This is a genomic window from Phenylobacterium sp. (assembly GCF_030646615.1).
Taxonomy (GTDB): domain Bacteria; phylum Pseudomonadota; class Alphaproteobacteria; order Caulobacterales; family Caulobacteraceae; genus Phenylobacterium.
Genome location: NZ_JAUSLG010000103.1, coordinates 21,414 through 36,420, shown reverse-complemented (window position 1 = coordinate 36,420; position 15,007 = coordinate 21,414). Strand labels below are relative to the sequence as shown.

The following is a 15,007-nucleotide window of genomic DNA, read 5'->3' as shown; positions in this document are numbered from 1 at the left end:
GCCGACCCCGCCCATCAGAGGCGTGGGGTAGGGGACGCGCTCTAGAAGGTCTGGCTCAGCTCCACATAGCCGAACAGGGTTTCGGCGCCGGTGGCGTTGGGCGCGTCCTCAAGGAACTCGCCGTTGAACAGCTTGGCCACGCCGAACTCCAGGCGCGTGGCCTTGGGCACGATCCAGTAGCGGGCGCGCGCCTCGAGCTGATGGCCAGCGAAGTCCCCCGAACGACCGGTGGCGTCGCGCACGCCGGTGCTGGCGAAGGAGTCGCCGGCCTCGTCCAGCCACAGGCCGCGATAGAAGGCCATGGCGTCCCAGCGCTTGTTGGGGGCGACCTCCAGGCGGACGCCCGGCGAGTTGAGGTTGGAGCGGCCGAGCGGGCCGTAGGCGCCGGGCGGGCCGAAGTCCGGACGGCGGGGACCAAACAGGCCATCGAAACGATTATAGTTCCCATCGGTGGCGCTCTCGTCGCCGCTGGCGAAGTCGTATTCGAACGACACGCGGGGCGACCAGGCGGCCTTGAAGGTCTTGCCCACTTCCAGGTGCAGATACTGGGCGTCCACATCCAGGTCGCGACGGTCGGCGGCGCTGGTGGAGTTGCGGGCTTCGCCGGTCTGCCAGCCGCCTTCCATCTCATAGTCCCATTGGCCGGCGGCCGGGTTCCGGAAGAAACGTCCGCCCACGATCGTCAGGCGGCGATTGCGGGTGGCGACCCGGGGGGAGTCTTCTTCTTCCAGGCGGAAGACAAAGGCCTCCAGCTTGCTCCCGCCGGCGAACTTGGGCGTGGTGTAGATGCCGCCCCAGAAGACGAGGTCGTCATTCTGGCGGTCGCTAACGATTTCGTTGTCCAGGATGCTGGCCCGGTCGCTGGGGCGCTTCTGCAGGGGGTAGGTGTAGAAGAGGGTGACATCGCCGGCGGCGTCGGCGCTCCAGTCGGCGCGGAGGCCGGCGAAGGCGTTGGTGGCGTTGCCATAGGACGAGCGCCCCACCAGGCGACGGGAGCCGAGGTCCATGGTGAAGCGCCCGGCCATGGCCGAAGCTTCGGAGCCGGTCAGGAACAGGTCGTTGGCGTCCACGGCCACATAGGCCTGGATCAGCTCCAGGGCGTTTACGTCGCCTGTGCCGGTCGGCGAGCCGTCATCGTTCAGATAGACGCGGGCGTCGATGATCTCGCCGCCGATGCGGATCGGCGCCAAGTCGAGTTCTGCGAACAGGTTGGAGCGAAGGACCAGGCCCTGGTCCGAGCCGTCCCCATAGGCGGGGCGGTACTGCCCCTCAAGGGATTCATAGCGCGCCCGCACTGTGCCGGAGAGCTTGAGGTTATCGGGCGCGCCGATCGCCTCGTGAAGGGTCCAGGGCGCAGCCTGGGCGGCGGCCGGACTGGCGGCGATAGCGCCCGCCAGCACGATCAGGGATGCGCCCAGGGCGCGCGAGGTCTTCAGCGTCATGGTTCAGAATTCTCTCTGTTCGGACAACGACGTTCGGTGTCGTTCCGCAAGGAGCGAGGTAGGCTGGAAACCTTGCCTGAGGCTTAAGCTTGACTTTAGGCTGGGAGCCACGCCTGAGAGGGCGATCTGTCGAAAATATCTTGCAGAACAAGGGGTTGAGTTACGTCAGAGGCGGCGATTTGACCGCTGATATCCGGGGCGCCACGCGACGATCCGCCGCGTGCGCCCTGCCAAGGCCAGGCGCAATTCGTCAGTGGGGCGGTACAAATCCAGCCTGTGGCGTGTCCTCCTCTTCCTCCCCAACCGTAATCCATTATACCCAGAGGTTTAATAGGAATATAGCCCAAGTCAGGTCTATCACTCCCGAGCCTCACCGGCGTGCTCAGGGCATGACGATCTCGAACCAGAAGTCGAAGCGGTCGAGGCAGGCCAGGAGGGCGGCCAGGCGCTCGGGCTGGGCGGTTTCGACCGCGCCATCGGCGAGCGCGGCCTCAAGTTCCAACTCCCCCAGCACCAGGGCCACCAGGGTCGGTCGGCTGAGGCGGATGGGGATGGCGCCGTCTGCAGTGCGGTCGCGGGCGTGGTGCAGCACGGCGTTTTCGACGCTCAGCCCGAAGCGCTCCTGGGTGTCGGTGAAGGTGAGGTCGAGGGCGAGTTCCAGCGATCCCGCGGCCTCGCCGTTGAGCCGCACCGACAGGGAGTCCAGCAACTGCTCGACCGGCAGGTTGCGGATCTGGCCGGCGGCGCCCTGGCGCGGGGTGGGGGAGGGCGGCCGCGGATGGCGCAGCTCCTGGGCGCCGGTGAGATAGAAGGCCCGCCAGGGGCCGGACTCGGCCTGATAGCCCATCTGTTCCAGGGCGTCGGCCTGCAGCTCGCGGGCCGCCGCGTTGGCGGGATCGGCGAAGACCAGGTGGTTCACCAGCTCGGCGGTCCAGCGGTAGTCGCCGGCCGCGAAGGCCTCGCGGGCCTTGGCCAGCAGGGGTTCAGGCCCGCCCGCCAGGTCCACATAGCGCTTGCCCGCCTCCACCGGCGGATGGGGATGCAGGTGGGCGGGGTTGCCGTCGAACCAGCCCAGATACCGCTGATAGACCGCCTTGGCGTTGTGGTTGAGCGTCCCGTAATAGCCGCGGGTGTACCACTCGGCCTCCAGGCTGGGCGGCAGTTTCAGGACCTCGCCGATCTCCAGCGGCGTCATCCCATGGTTGGCCATCCGCAGGGTCTGGTCGTGGATGAACTTGTAGAGGTCGCGCTGCTTCTTCAGGAACTTGCGCGCCCGATCCTGGCCCCAGCGGGGCCAGTGGTGACTGGCGAACAGCACCTCGGTGCGGTTGCCGAACAGGTCGGCGGCCTCGTCGATATAATAGGCCCAGCGCTTGGCGTCGCGCACCTGGGCGCCGCGTGGCGTATAGATGTTGTGCAGGTGGCAGGAGCAGTTCTCCGCCATGCAGAGCGCGCCGAACTGCGGGAAGAAGAAGTTCATCTCAGCCGGCGCCTCGGTGTCGGGCGTCACCTGGAACTCGATCTCGATCCCGTCGACCGTGAGCTTGGTCCCCGTCACGCTGATGCTCTCAGTGGGTGGGATCAGGCTGACCGAACCCATGGAGGTGGTCTTGCCGAGGCCGGAGTCCACATGGCCGCGGGCGTCGCGGGGCAGGAGGGCTCCGTACATGTAGGTGGCCCGGCGGCCCATGGCGTTGCCGGCCAGGACGTTCTCGCTGACCGCCTCCTCCAGGAAGCCCTCCGGCGCGATGATCCGCATGCCGGCTTCGATGTCGGCGTCGGAGATCACCCCGCGCACCCCGCCATAATGGTCCACATGGCTGTGGGTGTAGATGACGCCGGTCACCGGCTTGTCGCCGCGGTGTTTGCGCATCAACGCCAGGGCGGCGGCCGCCGGCTCGGCGGAGATCAGCGGATCGATGACGAGGTAACCCCGCTCGCCCTCGATGAAGGTGATGTTCGACAGGTCGAAGCCGCGCACCTGGTAGACGCCGGGCGTCACCTCGAACAGGCCATGCAGGGCGTTCAGCCGGGCCTGGCGCCACAGGCTGGGATTGACCGTGGGCGGCGGCGTCTCGGCCGCTTCGAAGGCGAAGGCGCCCATGTTCCAGACCACGCCGCCGGTGGCGTTCTCGATGCGCGCGTCGGGAATGGTGTCGATAAAGCCTCGCCGGGCGTCGGCGAAGTCCTGGCCGTCCTCGGCCGGCAGTCGCCCCTTGAGCGCCGCATGGGCGCGCAGGGTGGCGTCGGTGGCGTCCTTGGGTGCGGTCATGGCGTCTCCCCCTCGTCTTTTCTTGTTGTCGGCCTAGTAGTGGCTGCCCGGCTTGTCCTCGACGGCCTGGCCCCGGCCGGGGATCAGCATGTCGCGCCGGAACGTGGCGATGATCTTGCCGTCCTGGTTCTTGCCCAGGGTGCGGATGGTGACGATCCCCTGTCCCGGCCGCGACTTGCTCTCGCGCTTGGCCAGCACCTCGCTCTCCCCATAGAGGGTGTCGCCGGCGAAGACCGGGGCGGGGAACTTCACCTCGTCCATGCCGAGATTGGCGATGGCCTTCTGGGAGCAGTCGCTGACGCTCATGCCGATCAGCAGGGCCAGCGTGTAGGTCGAGACCACGAGGTTTCGACCAAACTCCGTCTGCTTGCCGTACTCGGCGTCGAAGTGCAGCGGATGGGTGTTGAGCGTCAGCAGGGTGAAGAGGTGATTGTCGGCCTCGGTCACCGTCTTGCCCGGCCGGTGCTCATAGATGTCGCCGACCACGAAGTCCTCATAGTAGCGGCCGAAGGTCTCCCGGTAGCGCCCCGGCGCGATCTCCTTGACGGTCTTCATCGGCTTATCCTCTCGCCCGTTCCAGGATCCGCCGCGCGGCGCGGGCCACGGGCAGTTCGATCAGTTTTCCGTCCAGCAGGGCCGGTCCCCCAGCGGCGGCGTCAAAGGCTGCGACCACCGCCTGGGCCTTGGCCAGTTCCTCGGCGCTGGGCGTATAGGCGGCGTTGACGGGCGGGACCTGGCTGGGATGGATGCAGGCCCGGCCGGTGAAGCCCAGGCGCCGGGCGCGGTCGGTCTCGGCCAAAAGCTCTTCTTCGTCGTCCACGGCCGCCGGCGGAGCGTCCAGGGCCTCGACGCCGGCCCGGGCGCAGGCCGCGGCGATCTGGCTGCGGGCGAACAGCAGCGGCTCCCAGCTCATCTCGCAGCCCACCTCGGCGCTGTAGTCGAAGGCGCCGAACAGCACCCCGCCGACGGCCGGGGCCGCGGCGATCTCCCAGGCGCGCATCAGACCCTCCGGCGTCTCCACCAGGGGCCAGAAGGGGCGGGCCTCGCCGAGCGCCCGCTGCAGCATGGCGAACTCCTGGGCGCCGGACGCCTTGGGGATCATGAAGAAGTCGGCCCGGGCGTGGGCGGCGGCCTTCAGGTCCTCGTCGAACCAGGGGGTGGCGCGGCTATTGAGGCGCAGCCCGACCTTGACCTCACCGGCCGGGCGGCGCGCCAGGTAGTCGATCGCCGCGGTCCGGGCGCGGGCCTTGTCCGGCGGCGCGACGGCGTCCTCCAGGTCCAGGCAGATGGCGTCGGCGCCGCTGGCCAGGGCGCGCTCGAAGCGGTCGGGCCGGCTGGCCGGGGTGAACAGGAGCGAGCGGAACTGGGCCAAGCATCCTCCGGACGGGCTTTGCGAGTCGTCGGCGCAGGATATGACACTGACCGGGCGCGATGGGCCAGGGCGCCCCCAGCGTCAACCGGGCCACATGCTATGGCCAAGGGCCCACCCAAGCCAGACTGCGACAGGAGACGCCGCCATGTACGACCTGCTCAAGGGCCTCACCGTGGTCGAGGGGGCGGCCTTCATCGCCGGCCCGACCTGCGGCCTCTATCTGGCGCAGCTGGGCGCCCAGGTGATCCGGTTCGACAATATCGGCGGCGGTCCCGACTTCCGCCGCTGGCCGCTCGCCGCCAATGGATCGAGCCTCTATTGGGAGGGGCTGAACAAGGGCAAGAAGTCTGTGGCCCTCGACCTCTCCCGGCCGGAAGGGCGGGAACTGGCCCAGCGCCTGGCCGCCGCGCCCGGCGAGGATGCAGGCCTGTTCGTCACCAACTTCCCGGTCGAGGGCTTCCTGGCCTACGACAAGCTGAAGGCCCTGCGGGACGATGTGATCTGCGTCCGGGTCATGGGCTGGGCCGATGGCGGGCCAGGCGTCGACTACACGATCAACAGCGCCGTGGGCGTGCCGCTGATGACCGGCCATCCTGATGATCCGCGGCCGGTGAACCACGTCCTGCCGGCCTGGGACCTGCTGACCGGCGCCTTTGCGGCCTTCAATCTGACCGCCGCCCTGCTGGATCGCTATCGCACGGGACGGGGGCGGGAGATCCGCATTCCGCTGTCGGATGTGGCCGCCTCGGCCCTGGCCAATATGGGCATGACCGCCGAAATCCTGGCGGGCGAAGGCGAGCGGCCGCGCCAGGGCAACACCCTGTTCGGCGCCTTTGGCCGGGACTTCGTCACCCGCGACGGCCAGCGGCTGATGGTGGTGGCCATCACGCCGCGCCAATGGACCGGCCTGATCGAGGTGCTGGGGGTGGGCGAGGCGGTGGCCGCGGTGGAGGCCGCCCGCGGCGTCGACTTCCGCAAGGACGAGGGCGTCCGCTTCGCCCATATCGACGCCCTGACGCCGATCTTCGAGGCCGGCTTCGCCCGCGCCGACAGCGCGGCCCTCCTGCCGCGGTTCGATGAGCTGGGCGTCTGCTGGGGGCCTTACCAGACCTTGAGCCAGGCCCTGGACGATCCGCGCCTCTTCAAGGACAACCCGATCTTCTCGGATCTCACCCAGCCCAGCGGCGCGACCTATCCCGTCCCGGGCTATGCGGCCACCCTGCCGCAGGATGCGCGCGGCCCCGCCCGCCCGGCCGCGCGGCTCGGCCAGCACACCGAGGAAGTGCTGGCCGAACTGCTGCGCCTGGACAGCGGCGAGATCGCCCGGCTGCACGATGCGGGGATCGTCGCCTGCGCCTGAAGGCTCAGGCCTTCGGCTTGGCCATGTTGGCGAGCGCCGTGCCGATCTCCATGGGCATGGGGAAGACGATGGTGGTGTTCTTGTCCGCCCCGATGTCCGAGAGCGTGTTGAGATAGCGCAGCTGCATGGCCTCGGGGATGGTGGCCAGGGTCTGGGCGGCCTCCAACACGGCGTGGGCGGCCTGCTTTTCACCCTCGGCATTGATGACGCGGGCGCGGCGGTTCCGTTCGGCCTCGGCCTGGCGGGCGATGGCGCGGATCATGCTCTCGTCGATATCGACGTGCTTGATCTCCACATTGGCGACCTTGATGCCCCATTCCTCGGTCTGGCTGTCAAGGATGGCGCGGATGTCCTGGTTCAGCTTGTCCCGCTCGGCCAGCATGTCGTCCAGGTCGTGCTTGCCGAGCACAGAGCGCAGGGTGGTCTGGGCCAGCTGGCTGGTGGCGTCCATGTAGTTTTCCACCTGGATCACAGCGCGGTCGGCGTCGATGACGCGGAAATAGATCACCGCCGACACCTTCACCGAGACGTTGTCGCGGCTGATCAGGTCCTGGCTCGGCACATCCAGCACGATGGTGCGCAGGTCCACCTTGACCATCTGCTGGACGATGGGGATCAGCAGGATCAGGCCCGGCCCCTTGACGCCGGTGAAGCGGCCGAGGGTGAAGACGACGGCGCGCTCATATTCCCGCATCACCTTCACCGCCTGAAGCAGGATGATGATGATGAAGATCGCTAGGGCGCCATAGGAGGCGATATCGAACATGGGATTGATCCTTCTCCGCCTCAGGCGGGGTTTTCGGGCTCGACGGTGAGGGTGAGGCCATCGCGGGCGGCGATGCGCACGGCCTGGCCGGGAACGAGGGGGGCTGTGGAGCGGGCGTGCCAGTCCTCACCCTGGGCGTGGACATAGCCTTCGCCATCGGCCCAGCTCTTGACGACGCCGGTGGTCCGCAGCAAGGCCGCCGCGCCGGTGGTCACCCCGCCCCTGGCTGCGCGCACGGCGGCGCGCAGGGCGATCCCGACGAAGGCCAGGCTGACCGCGACGGTGGCCAGGATGACATAGGGCGACAGCTTGAAGCCCGGCGTCTCCCGAAACAGCAGCACCGAGCCCAGCGCCAGGGCCACGGCCCCGGCCGCGCCGAACAGGCCAAAGCCGGGTGCGAAAGCCTCGGCCACCAGCAGGCCGATCCCCAGCAGCATCAGCGCGCCGCCGGCATAGTTCACCGGTAGCATGTTGAGCGCGAAGAGACCGATCAGAAGGCAGACCGCGCCCACGGCCCCGGGGCCGACGGCGCCCGGCGACATGAACTCGAAGATCAGGCCGTAGATCCCGATCATCAACAGGATGTAGGCGATATTGGGATTGGTGATGACGGCCAGCGCCTGGACCCGCCAGTCGGGCGCCAGGGTCTCCACCTGGGCGCCGGCGGTCTGCAGCATCTGCGGCTCGCCGTTCAGCATCACCGTCCGGCCGTCCGCCCGGGTCAGGAGATCCTCCAGGTCGCGGCTGAGCAACTCGATCACGCCCTGGTCCAGGGCTTCGGCGGCGGTCAGGGTGGCGGCCTCGCGCACGGCCCGCTCGCCCCATTCGGCGTTGCGCCCGTGCAGTTCGGCGAGCGACCGCATATAGGCCGCCGAGTCGTTGGTCACCTTGGCGGTCATGGCGTCGCCCATGGGCGCCTTGGCCGTCTCGCCGCCTTCGCCTTCGGGTTCGGATGGCGCGAGAGGATTGGACCCGCCCATCTGCACGGGCGTCGCCGCCCCCAGGTGGGCGCCCGACGACATGGCCGCCAGATGGCTGGCATAGAGGATATAGGTTCCGGCGCTGGCGGCCCGGGCCCCGGCCGGAGTCACGAAAACGGCGACCGGAACCGGCGAGGCGAGGATGTCGGCGATGATCTCCCGGGTGGCGGAATCCAGCCCGCCGGGGGTGTCCATTCGGATGACCGCGAGGCTCGCCTGGCGCTCGGCCGCCGTAGCCAGGCCCTGCTGCAGATATTCTACGCTGGCTGGGCCGACCGCGCCGTCGAGGTCGAAGATCAGGACAAGGGGCGTCGGCGTCGCTGGGGCGCTCGGGGTCTGGGCGGTGGTGAATCCGACGCCGGCCAGGGCCATGGCCAGGCCCGCCAGAATGAGCCCCGCCACCTGTTTCCAGCCGGTCCTGTTCGGCGCTAGGCCGGACATGCCACTCTCCCTCGGCGTTCGCGGGCTCAGGCTCCACCCGCCATGGTGGAAGGCAGCATAGCACCGATGAACCCCTGGGCGTCGACTTCTCGCCGCTCACGCTTGATCCGGCGGGCCCAAGGCGCCACCAGGGACCGTCCATTTCAGGGAGCCCCGCCATGAAGACCCGCGCCGCCGGCGCCTTCGAAGCCAAGAAGCCGCTGGAGATCGTCGAACTGGATCTGGAGGGGCCCAAGGCCGGTGAGGTCCTGGTGGAGATCAAGGCCACGGGCATCTGCCACACTGACGCTTACACCCTGGACGGCCTGGATTCCGAAGGGGTCTTTCCCTCGATCCTGGGGCACGAAGGCGCCGGCGTGGTGGTCGAGGTGGGCGCCGGCGTCACCAGCCTGAAGCCCGGCGATCACGTGATCCCGCTCTACACCCCCGAGTGCCGCCAGTGCAAAAGCTGCCTGTCGCGCAAGACCAACCTCTGCACGGCGATCCGCAGCACGCAAGGCAAGGGCGTCATGCCCGACGGGACCAGCCGGTTCTCCTACAAGGGCCAGATGGTCCACCACTATATGGGCTGCTCGACCTTCTCGAACTTCACGGTCCTGCCAGAGATCGCGCTGGCTAAGATCCGGTCCGACGCCCCCTTCGACAAGGCCTGCTACATAGGCTGCGGCGTCACCACAGGCGTGGGCGCGGTGACCAACACCGCCAAGGTGGAGCCGGGCGCCAACGCCGTGGTCTTCGGCCTGGGCGGTATCGGGCTCAACGTCCTGCAGGGTCTGCGGATGGTCGGGGCTTCAATGATCATCGGCGTCGACATCAACCCCGACCGCGAGGCGTGGGGCCGCCGGTTCGGCATGACCCACTTCGTCAATCCCAAGGAGATTTCCGGCGACGTGGTCGCCCATCTGGTGGAGATGACTGGCGGCGGCGCCGACTACACCTTCGACTGCACCGGCAATGTCCAGGTCATGCGCCAGGCCCTGGAGGCCTGTCACCGCGGCTGGGGCGAGAGCATCATCATCGGGGTGGCCGAGGCCGGCAAGGAGATCGCCACCCGACCCTTCCAGCTGGTCACCGGCCGGGTCTGGAAGGGCACGGCCTTTGGCGGCGCCCGCGGGCGCACCGACGTACCGACCATCGTGGACTGGTACATGAACGGGAAGATCGAGATCGACCCGATGATCACCCACACCATGCCGCTCGAAGACATCAATAAGGCCTTCGACCTGATGCATGCGGGCGAGAGCATCCGCAGCGTCGTGGTCTTCTGAGGCGGCCGATGAGCATCGAGGTTCTCCAGCAGCATCGGGTCCATGGCGGGACCCTGCGTTATGTCCGCCACCAGAGCGCGGTCACCGGCACGCCCATGCGCTTCTCGCTCTTCCTGCCGGACGGGGACGGGCCGTTTCCGCTGCTGGTCTGGCTGTCCGGCCTGACCTGCACGGAGGACAACTTCACCACCAAGGCCGGCGCCTATGGCCCGGCCGCCGCCCATGGCCTGGCCATACTGGCGCCCGACACCAGCCCCCGAGGCGACGGCGTGGCCGACGATCCGGCCTATGATCTCGGCCAGGGGGCGGGCTTCTATGTGGACGCCACGCAGGCGCCCTGGACGCCGCACTTCCAGATGGAGACCTATGTCACCGGGGAACTGCTGGAGATGGTGGTCGCGGAGTTTCCCATCGCGCGGGCGAAGATCGGCGTTTCCGGCCACTCCATGGGCGGCCATGGCGCCCTGACGCTCGCCCTGCGCCATCCCGACATCTTCCGCTCGGTCTCGGCCTTCGCCCCGATCTGCTCGCCCACCCGCTGCCCCTGGGGGGAGAAGGCGTTCTCCGCCTATCTGGGCGAGGACCGCGCCGCCTGGGCGCAGCACGACGCGGCCCGGCTGATCGAGGCCGGCGCGGCCCAGGGGCGGTTTGACGACATCCTGGTGGACCAGGGCCTTGCCGACAATTTCCTGGCCGAACAGCTCAAGCCCGAACTGCTGGAGGCCGCCTGCGCCGTCGCCGGCCAGAAACTGACCCTGCGCCGCCAGGACGGCTACGACCACTCCTACTTCTTCATGGCCAGCTTCATCGCCGACCACGTAGCCTTTCACGCTGAGCGGCTCAGGGGCTGAGGGGCAAGAGTCGCTTGATTGAACTGCGGCTGACTCATGTACGACCCTAGTTGGGCGTCCACGGAATCTTGGGAGGGACATTTGCAACCGCCATGCTGGCGTCGTTAGCTTCGGCTACGTCGATAACGTGCCGCGGCCAAAAAGGCAGTTCGCTCCCGAGCCAGAAGGCGTCGTTTTCAGATATTGATGACGGCTCGTTGTTCAGGACGCCAATGTAACCATCCCGCGTTCTGCCAGTCACCACGACCCACATGCGTTCGAAGGCTGCCTGGTCTTCTTCGCCATCAACTGCGATCTTGAAGATCAGCTTCGCGAAATCACCCGGCTCCAACGCCTCGCGGACCCAGAGCGGCGGGATCTCGAAGCGATCTGGCGCAGCAGCGTGGCGCTGTTCTCCATCGTCAAGTGACCAACCATCACGATCAAAATCTGGCGCGCGCATCCTGCCCCCCCCTATGGTTCGCTCGGTAGGATGCGTTCGTTTCCAGCCTCGGACAATCATTGGCGAGCGTCTGTGATCCGCGCTGCGGTTGAGGACGCCGGTCAACTACCATCGCCGCGTCATGCCCGACCTTGTGGCGAGCATCCCTGTCGAGGGCGGGCGCTGGCGGCGAGAGGGATGCTCGGCACAAGGCCGAGAATGACGGGGGGGGGGTGCGCAGAGGCGCGGCCGCCTTGGCGCCTCCTCGAGGCCGCCCCGACTGGCGCCCGGGCGATTTACGACTTATATGTATAACTCGCATAATCGGAGACCGGCCATGCGCGTCTCATCCGCTGACTTCATCAGAAACTACAGCACGCTCGCTGATCGGGCGCTGGCTGAGCCGGTTACCATCACCAAACATGGCCGCGACCGACTGGTGATGGTGTCGGCCGCCGAATACGAACGGCTGAAGCGGCGTGACCGCCAGGTCTTCCAGTCAGCCGATCTTCCGGACGAGGTGTTGGAAGCCATCGCCCGGGCCGAGGTCCCGCCTGAGTTCGCACACCTCGACGCCGAGCTTGACGAACGGGCGCCGTGAGCTGGCCGCAGCCGCGGCCGGGCCTCGTCATACGCTATTCCTATCTGTGGCGGCGCGAGCACGCCGCCGGGCGGGAGGAAGGCGTCAAGGATCGCCCTTGCGCTATCATTATGGCGATTGGGGACGATGAGGGCGGCCAGGTCGTCTATGCCCTGCCGATCACCCATACGCCGCCCAGTGAGCCCGAAGACGCGGTCGAATTACCGCTCGCGACCAAGGCGCGCCTGGGCCTCGACAGCGCGCGGTCATGGATCGTGGTGAGCGAGGGCAATAGCTTCATCTGGCCCGGTCCAGATCTTCGGCCCACGCCCGGCCAAGGCCCGGAGTCGGTCGCCTATGGCATGTTGCCGCCCGGCCTCTTCGCCCAGGTGAAGGCGCGCTTCTTGGCCCAAGTGCAGGCCCGGCGCTCGGGCATGGTCAAGCGGACCGAGTAGGAGTCCCGGGGCGCTCTTCATTTCGCACGTCGCCGTCATGCTGGCCCTGGTGGGGAGCATCCCTGTCGAGGGCGGGCGCAAGCGGCGATAGGGATTCTCGGCACAGGGCCGAGAATGACGGGAGTGGAGTGTGGCCGGACTCCGCCCCGCTAATCCAGAGCGCCCACATCCAGGACCGGCGAGGCGTCGATGCCTTCGGCGTTCAGCAGGGCGGCGACCCGTTCCAGGCCGGCGATGATCGAGGCCTGCTCCCAGTCGGCCAGCTTGTCGAAGCGGGCGGCGAAACGGTCCTGCAGGACATCGGGCATCTCGGCCAGGGTGCGGCGGCCATCCGGCGTGAGCTCGATGGAGATCCGCCGTCGGTCCTCGTTGCTGCGGCGACGCACCAGCAGGCCGCGAGCTTCCAGCTTGTCCAGCAGCGCGGTGACGGTGGCCTGGCTCAGCCGCGCCGCCTCGGCGATGGCGCCGGCGCCGGGTTCGCCCTCGCGCGCCACGATCTGCAGGACAATCAGTTGAGACGGCGTCAGCCCGGTGCTGCGCGCCAGGTCGCGGGAGGCGAATTCGGCGGCCCGCACGATCCGGCGGATCGCCACCAGGGCGTCACTGACGCGACCTTCCATCGTGAGTCCCCAAGGGTTCGCTGAGTCTTTGCAGCGATGTGATCCTCCAGATGCCCGGGGGACGCAAGCGTCGCGAACGCCCAAGATCGCAATGATTTGAAGTTCAAACGAATCGGAAGCGCGAATTCTCAGTCAACTGTATGTTTTTCCCGCGAATGCCCGGAACCAGACGCATTTAGATGCGTAATCCCTGGGCAGTTGGGGTTGACATAGTTAGTTTGACGAACCAAATAGCCGCCATGGAAATGAAGAGCTATCAGCCGATGACCCGGGGGCCGGGCGTCGCGGAGCGCTCGGGGGGCGAATTGGACTTCGCGGCGCCAGACGCTGCGGATGGTCCCGCCGTTCACGCTCTGATTGCGACCTGCCCGCCGCTCGACCAGAACTCCGTCTATTGCAACCTCCTGCAATGCACCCACTTCGCCGACACCTGCGTGACGGTGAAGCGGGACGGGCGCCTGGTGGGTTGGGTTTCCGGCTACCGACCGCGGGGAGACCGCGACGTGCTCTTCGTCTGGCAGGTCGCCGTCGCCGCCGAGGCCCGCGGCCTCGGCCTGGCCGGGCGCATGATCGCCCACATCCTCAAGCGCCCGTCATGTGACGGGGTGAGCCGGATCGAGACGACGATCACCCCCGACAACGCGGCCTCCTGGGGCCTGTTCAAGGGGCTCGCCCGGAAGCTGTCGGCGCCGCTCAGCGATGCGCCGTGGTTCCTCAAGGACGAGCACTTCCCCACCGGCCACGAGACCGAACACCTGGTCACCATCGGCCCGTTCGATCCGCCCAGCGGCCTCGCCGCCATTCCGCGCCCAGCCGCGACCCAAACCCGCCCGTTCACCCGACCCCAAGGAAGGGAAATCAAGATGTATGACGCCGAAACCCAGACCCGCGAGCCGCGCCCCTTCGCCACTTTTGAGCGGATGGAATCGCAGGTGCGCTCCTATTCACGCAGCTTCCCCGCCGTCTTCGACCGGGCCGAGGGCGCGTGGCAGTACGACAGCGAGGGCCGGGGCTATATCGACTTCCTGACCGGCTGCTCGGTGCTCAACTATGGCCATAACCACCCGGTGATGAAGCGCGCCCTGATGGACTACATCGAGAGCAACGGTGTTGTGCACAGCCTGGACATGCACTCCCGCGCCAAGGCCGAGTTCCTCGAGGCGCTTGAGGGCAAGATCCTCAAGCCCCGCGGCATGAACTATCGCGCCCAGTTCACCGGCCCCACCGGCGCCAACGCCGTCGAGGCGGCGATGAAGCTGGCCCGCAAGGTGACCGGCCGGACCAATGTGATCGCCTTCACTAACGGCTTCCACGGGGTGACCCTGGGCGCCCTGGCCGCCACCGGCAACAGCCACCACCGCACGGGCGCGCACATGCCCCTCAGCGGCGTGACCCGCATGCCCTATGACGGCTATTTCGGCGACGGCGTCGATACGGCCGCCCAGCTCGACCAGATGCTCAGCGACCCGTCGGGCGGCGTCGACAAGCCCGCCGCGATCATCGTCGAGGTGGTCCAGGGCGAGGGCGGCCTGAACGTCGCCTCGGCCGACTGGCTGCGCAAGGTCGAGAAGATCGCCCACAAACACGGCGCCCTCTTCATCGTCGATGACATCCAGGCCGGCTGCGGCCGCACCGGCAGCTTCTTCAGCTTCGAAGGCATGGGCCTGAAGCCCGACATCGTCACCCTGGCCAAGTCCCTCTCGGGGATGGGCCTGCCCATGGCCCTGGTGCTGGTGAAGCCGGAATTCGACCAGTGGAAGCCCGGCGAGCACAACGGCACCTTCCGCGGCAACTGCCACGCCTTCGTCACCGCCAAGTCCGCCATCGACACCTTCTGGGCCGACGACAGCTTTGGCGCCGAGGTCCAGAAGAAGGGCGAGCGTCTCCGCAAGCGTTTGCGGGAGATCGCCCTCCAGAACCGCAGCGTGGTCAAGGGCGTGAAAGGGCGCGGCATGATGTGCGGCCTGGACGTGGGTTCGGGCGAAGTTTCCGATCCCGTCGTCGATGAGGCCTTCAAGCGGGGTCTGATCATCGAAACCAGCGGCGCCCACGACCAGATCCTCAAGGTCCTGGCGCCCCTCAACATCACCGACGCCGACCTCGACGCCGGCCTCGATATTCTTGCTGACTGTGTGGCCGAAGTGGCTGAGCGCCAGGCGCTCGGTTCGGCCGCCTAAAG

General features: G+C 67.8%; 14 protein-coding genes. 6 read left to right on the top strand and 8 right to left on the bottom strand.

Going from position 1 to position 15,007, the window contains the following annotated elements; translation table 11 throughout:
• Window positions 1–41: 41 nt before the first annotated feature.
• The 4 genes from Q7S93_RS18580 to Q7S93_RS18565 form a co-directional block, all read right to left on the bottom strand.
• On the bottom strand, window positions 42–1,442 hold the full coding sequence (locus tag Q7S93_RS18580; RefSeq protein ID WP_304716286.1) for an alginate export family protein: 1,401 nt from the start codon (window positions 1,440–1,442) through the stop codon (window positions 42–44).
• 382 nt (window positions 1,443–1,824) lie between these two features.
• A complete protein-coding gene (locus Q7S93_RS18575) occupies window positions 1,825–3,714 on the bottom strand; it encodes an alkyl/aryl-sulfatase (RefSeq protein ID WP_304716285.1) in 1,890 nt (629 codons plus the stop codon).
• 33 nt (window positions 3,715–3,747) lie between these two features.
• Window positions 3,748–4,269, bottom strand: a complete 522-nt coding sequence (locus tag Q7S93_RS18570; RefSeq protein WP_304716282.1) for a MaoC family dehydratase — start codon at window positions 4,267–4,269, stop codon at window positions 3,748–3,750.
• A 4-nt stretch (window positions 4,270–4,273) separates the two neighbouring features.
• A complete protein-coding gene (locus Q7S93_RS18565) occupies window positions 4,274–5,086 on the bottom strand; it encodes an HpcH/HpaI aldolase/citrate lyase family protein (protein WP_304716281.1) in 813 nt (270 codons plus the stop codon).
• A 145-nt stretch (window positions 5,087–5,231) separates the two neighbouring features.
• On the opposite strand from Q7S93_RS18565, the gene Q7S93_RS18560 reads away from it, so the two are divergent.
• On the top strand, window positions 5,232–6,446 hold the full coding sequence (locus tag Q7S93_RS18560; protein ID WP_304716277.1) for a CoA transferase: 1,215 nt from the start codon (window positions 5,232–5,234) through the stop codon (window positions 6,444–6,446).
• Between the two features lie 4 nt (window positions 6,447–6,450).
• On the opposite strand, the gene Q7S93_RS18555 is transcribed toward Q7S93_RS18560, so the two are convergent.
• On the bottom strand, window positions 6,451–7,212 hold the full coding sequence (locus tag Q7S93_RS18555) for a slipin family protein (protein WP_304716273.1): 762 nt from the start codon (window positions 7,210–7,212) through the stop codon (window positions 6,451–6,453).
• A 20-nt stretch (window positions 7,213–7,232) separates the two neighbouring features.
• A complete protein-coding gene (locus Q7S93_RS18550; RefSeq protein WP_304716271.1) occupies window positions 7,233–8,633 on the bottom strand; it encodes an NfeD family protein in 1,401 nt (466 codons plus the stop codon).
• 158 nt (window positions 8,634–8,791) lie between these two features.
• On the opposite strand from Q7S93_RS18550, the gene Q7S93_RS18545 reads away from it, so the two are divergent.
• Window positions 8,792–9,901, top strand: a complete 1,110-nt coding sequence (locus tag Q7S93_RS18545) for an S-(hydroxymethyl)glutathione dehydrogenase/class III alcohol dehydrogenase (RefSeq protein WP_304716269.1) — start codon at window positions 8,792–8,794, stop codon at window positions 9,899–9,901.
• A gap of 8 nt (window positions 9,902–9,909) precedes the next feature.
• Window positions 9,910–10,752 carry an S-formylglutathione hydrolase gene (gene fghA / locus Q7S93_RS18540; protein ID WP_304716267.1) on the top strand — a complete coding sequence of 281 codons (843 nt, stop codon included), beginning with the start codon at window positions 9,910–9,912 and terminating at the stop codon, window positions 10,750–10,752.
• Window positions 10,753–10,798: 46 nt separating this feature from the next.
• Here the strand turns inward: fghA and Q7S93_RS18535 are convergent, their stop codons facing one another.
• Window positions 10,799–11,194 (bottom strand): hypothetical protein, encoded by a 396-nt coding sequence (locus tag Q7S93_RS18535; protein WP_304716264.1) that lies wholly within the window; start codon window positions 11,192–11,194, stop codon window positions 10,799–10,801.
• A 316-nt stretch (window positions 11,195–11,510) separates the two neighbouring features.
• Here Q7S93_RS18535 and Q7S93_RS18530 point away from each other — a divergent pair, with 316 nt between their 5' ends.
• Both Q7S93_RS18530 and Q7S93_RS18525 read left to right on the top strand, forming a co-directional pair.
• Entirely contained in the window at window positions 11,511–11,774 is a 264-nt protein-coding gene (locus Q7S93_RS18530) for a type II toxin-antitoxin system prevent-host-death family antitoxin (protein WP_304716259.1), read from the top strand.
• A gap of 110 nt (window positions 11,775–11,884) precedes the next feature.
• Window positions 11,885–12,208 (top strand): growth inhibitor PemK, encoded by a 324-nt coding sequence (locus Q7S93_RS18525; RefSeq protein ID WP_304716258.1) that lies wholly within the window; start codon window positions 11,885–11,887, stop codon window positions 12,206–12,208.
• Window positions 12,209–12,357: 149 nt separating this feature from the next.
• On the opposite strand, the gene Q7S93_RS18520 is transcribed toward Q7S93_RS18525, so the two are convergent.
• Window positions 12,358–12,828, bottom strand: a complete 471-nt coding sequence (locus Q7S93_RS18520) for a MarR family winged helix-turn-helix transcriptional regulator (RefSeq protein ID WP_304716256.1) — start codon at window positions 12,826–12,828, stop codon at window positions 12,358–12,360.
• Window positions 12,829–13,067: 239 nt separating this feature from the next.
• On the opposite strand from Q7S93_RS18520, the gene ectB reads away from it, so the two are divergent.
• A complete protein-coding gene (gene ectB, locus Q7S93_RS18515; protein ID WP_304716255.1) occupies window positions 13,068–15,005 on the top strand; it encodes a diaminobutyrate--2-oxoglutarate transaminase in 1,938 nt (645 codons plus the stop codon).
• The last annotated feature ends 2 nt before the right edge of the window (window positions 15,006–15,007 follow it).

Excerpts from the sequence above, each read along its gene's own strand:
- Q7S93_RS18580 (WP_304716286.1), bottom strand. The coding sequence starts at position 1,442 with ATGACGCTGAAGACCTCGCGCGCCCTGGGCGCATCCCTGATCGTGCTG.
- Q7S93_RS18575 (WP_304716285.1), bottom strand. The coding sequence starts at position 3,714 with ATGACCGCACCCAAGGACGCCACCGACGCCACCCTGCGCGCCCATGCG.
- Q7S93_RS18570 (WP_304716282.1), bottom strand. The coding sequence starts at position 4,269 with ATGAAGACCGTCAAGGAGATCGCGCCGGGGCGCTACCGGGAGACCTTC.
- Q7S93_RS18560 (WP_304716277.1), top strand. The coding sequence starts at position 5,232 with ATGTACGACCTGCTCAAGGGCCTCACCGTGGTCGAGGGGGCGGCCTTC.
- Q7S93_RS18555 (WP_304716273.1), bottom strand. The coding sequence starts at position 7,212 with ATGTTCGATATCGCCTCCTATGGCGCCCTAGCGATCTTCATCATCATC.
- Q7S93_RS18550 (WP_304716271.1), bottom strand. The coding sequence starts at position 8,633 with ATGTCCGGCCTAGCGCCGAACAGGACCGGCTGGAAACAGGTGGCGGGG.
- Q7S93_RS18545 (WP_304716269.1), top strand. The coding sequence starts at position 8,792 with ATGAAGACCCGCGCCGCCGGCGCCTTCGAAGCCAAGAAGCCGCTGGAG.
- fghA (WP_304716267.1), top strand. The coding sequence starts at position 9,910 with ATGAGCATCGAGGTTCTCCAGCAGCATCGGGTCCATGGCGGGACCCTG.
- Q7S93_RS18535 (WP_304716264.1), bottom strand. The coding sequence starts at position 11,194 with ATGCGCGCGCCAGATTTTGATCGTGATGGTTGGTCACTTGACGATGGA.
- Q7S93_RS18530 (WP_304716259.1), top strand. The coding sequence starts at position 11,511 with ATGCGCGTCTCATCCGCTGACTTCATCAGAAACTACAGCACGCTCGCT.
- Q7S93_RS18525 (WP_304716258.1), top strand. The coding sequence starts at position 11,885 with ATGGCGATTGGGGACGATGAGGGCGGCCAGGTCGTCTATGCCCTGCCG.
- Q7S93_RS18520 (WP_304716256.1), bottom strand. The coding sequence starts at position 12,828 with ATGGAAGGTCGCGTCAGTGACGCCCTGGTGGCGATCCGCCGGATCGTG.
- ectB (WP_304716255.1), top strand. The coding sequence starts at position 13,068 with ATGGAAATGAAGAGCTATCAGCCGATGACCCGGGGGCCGGGCGTCGCG.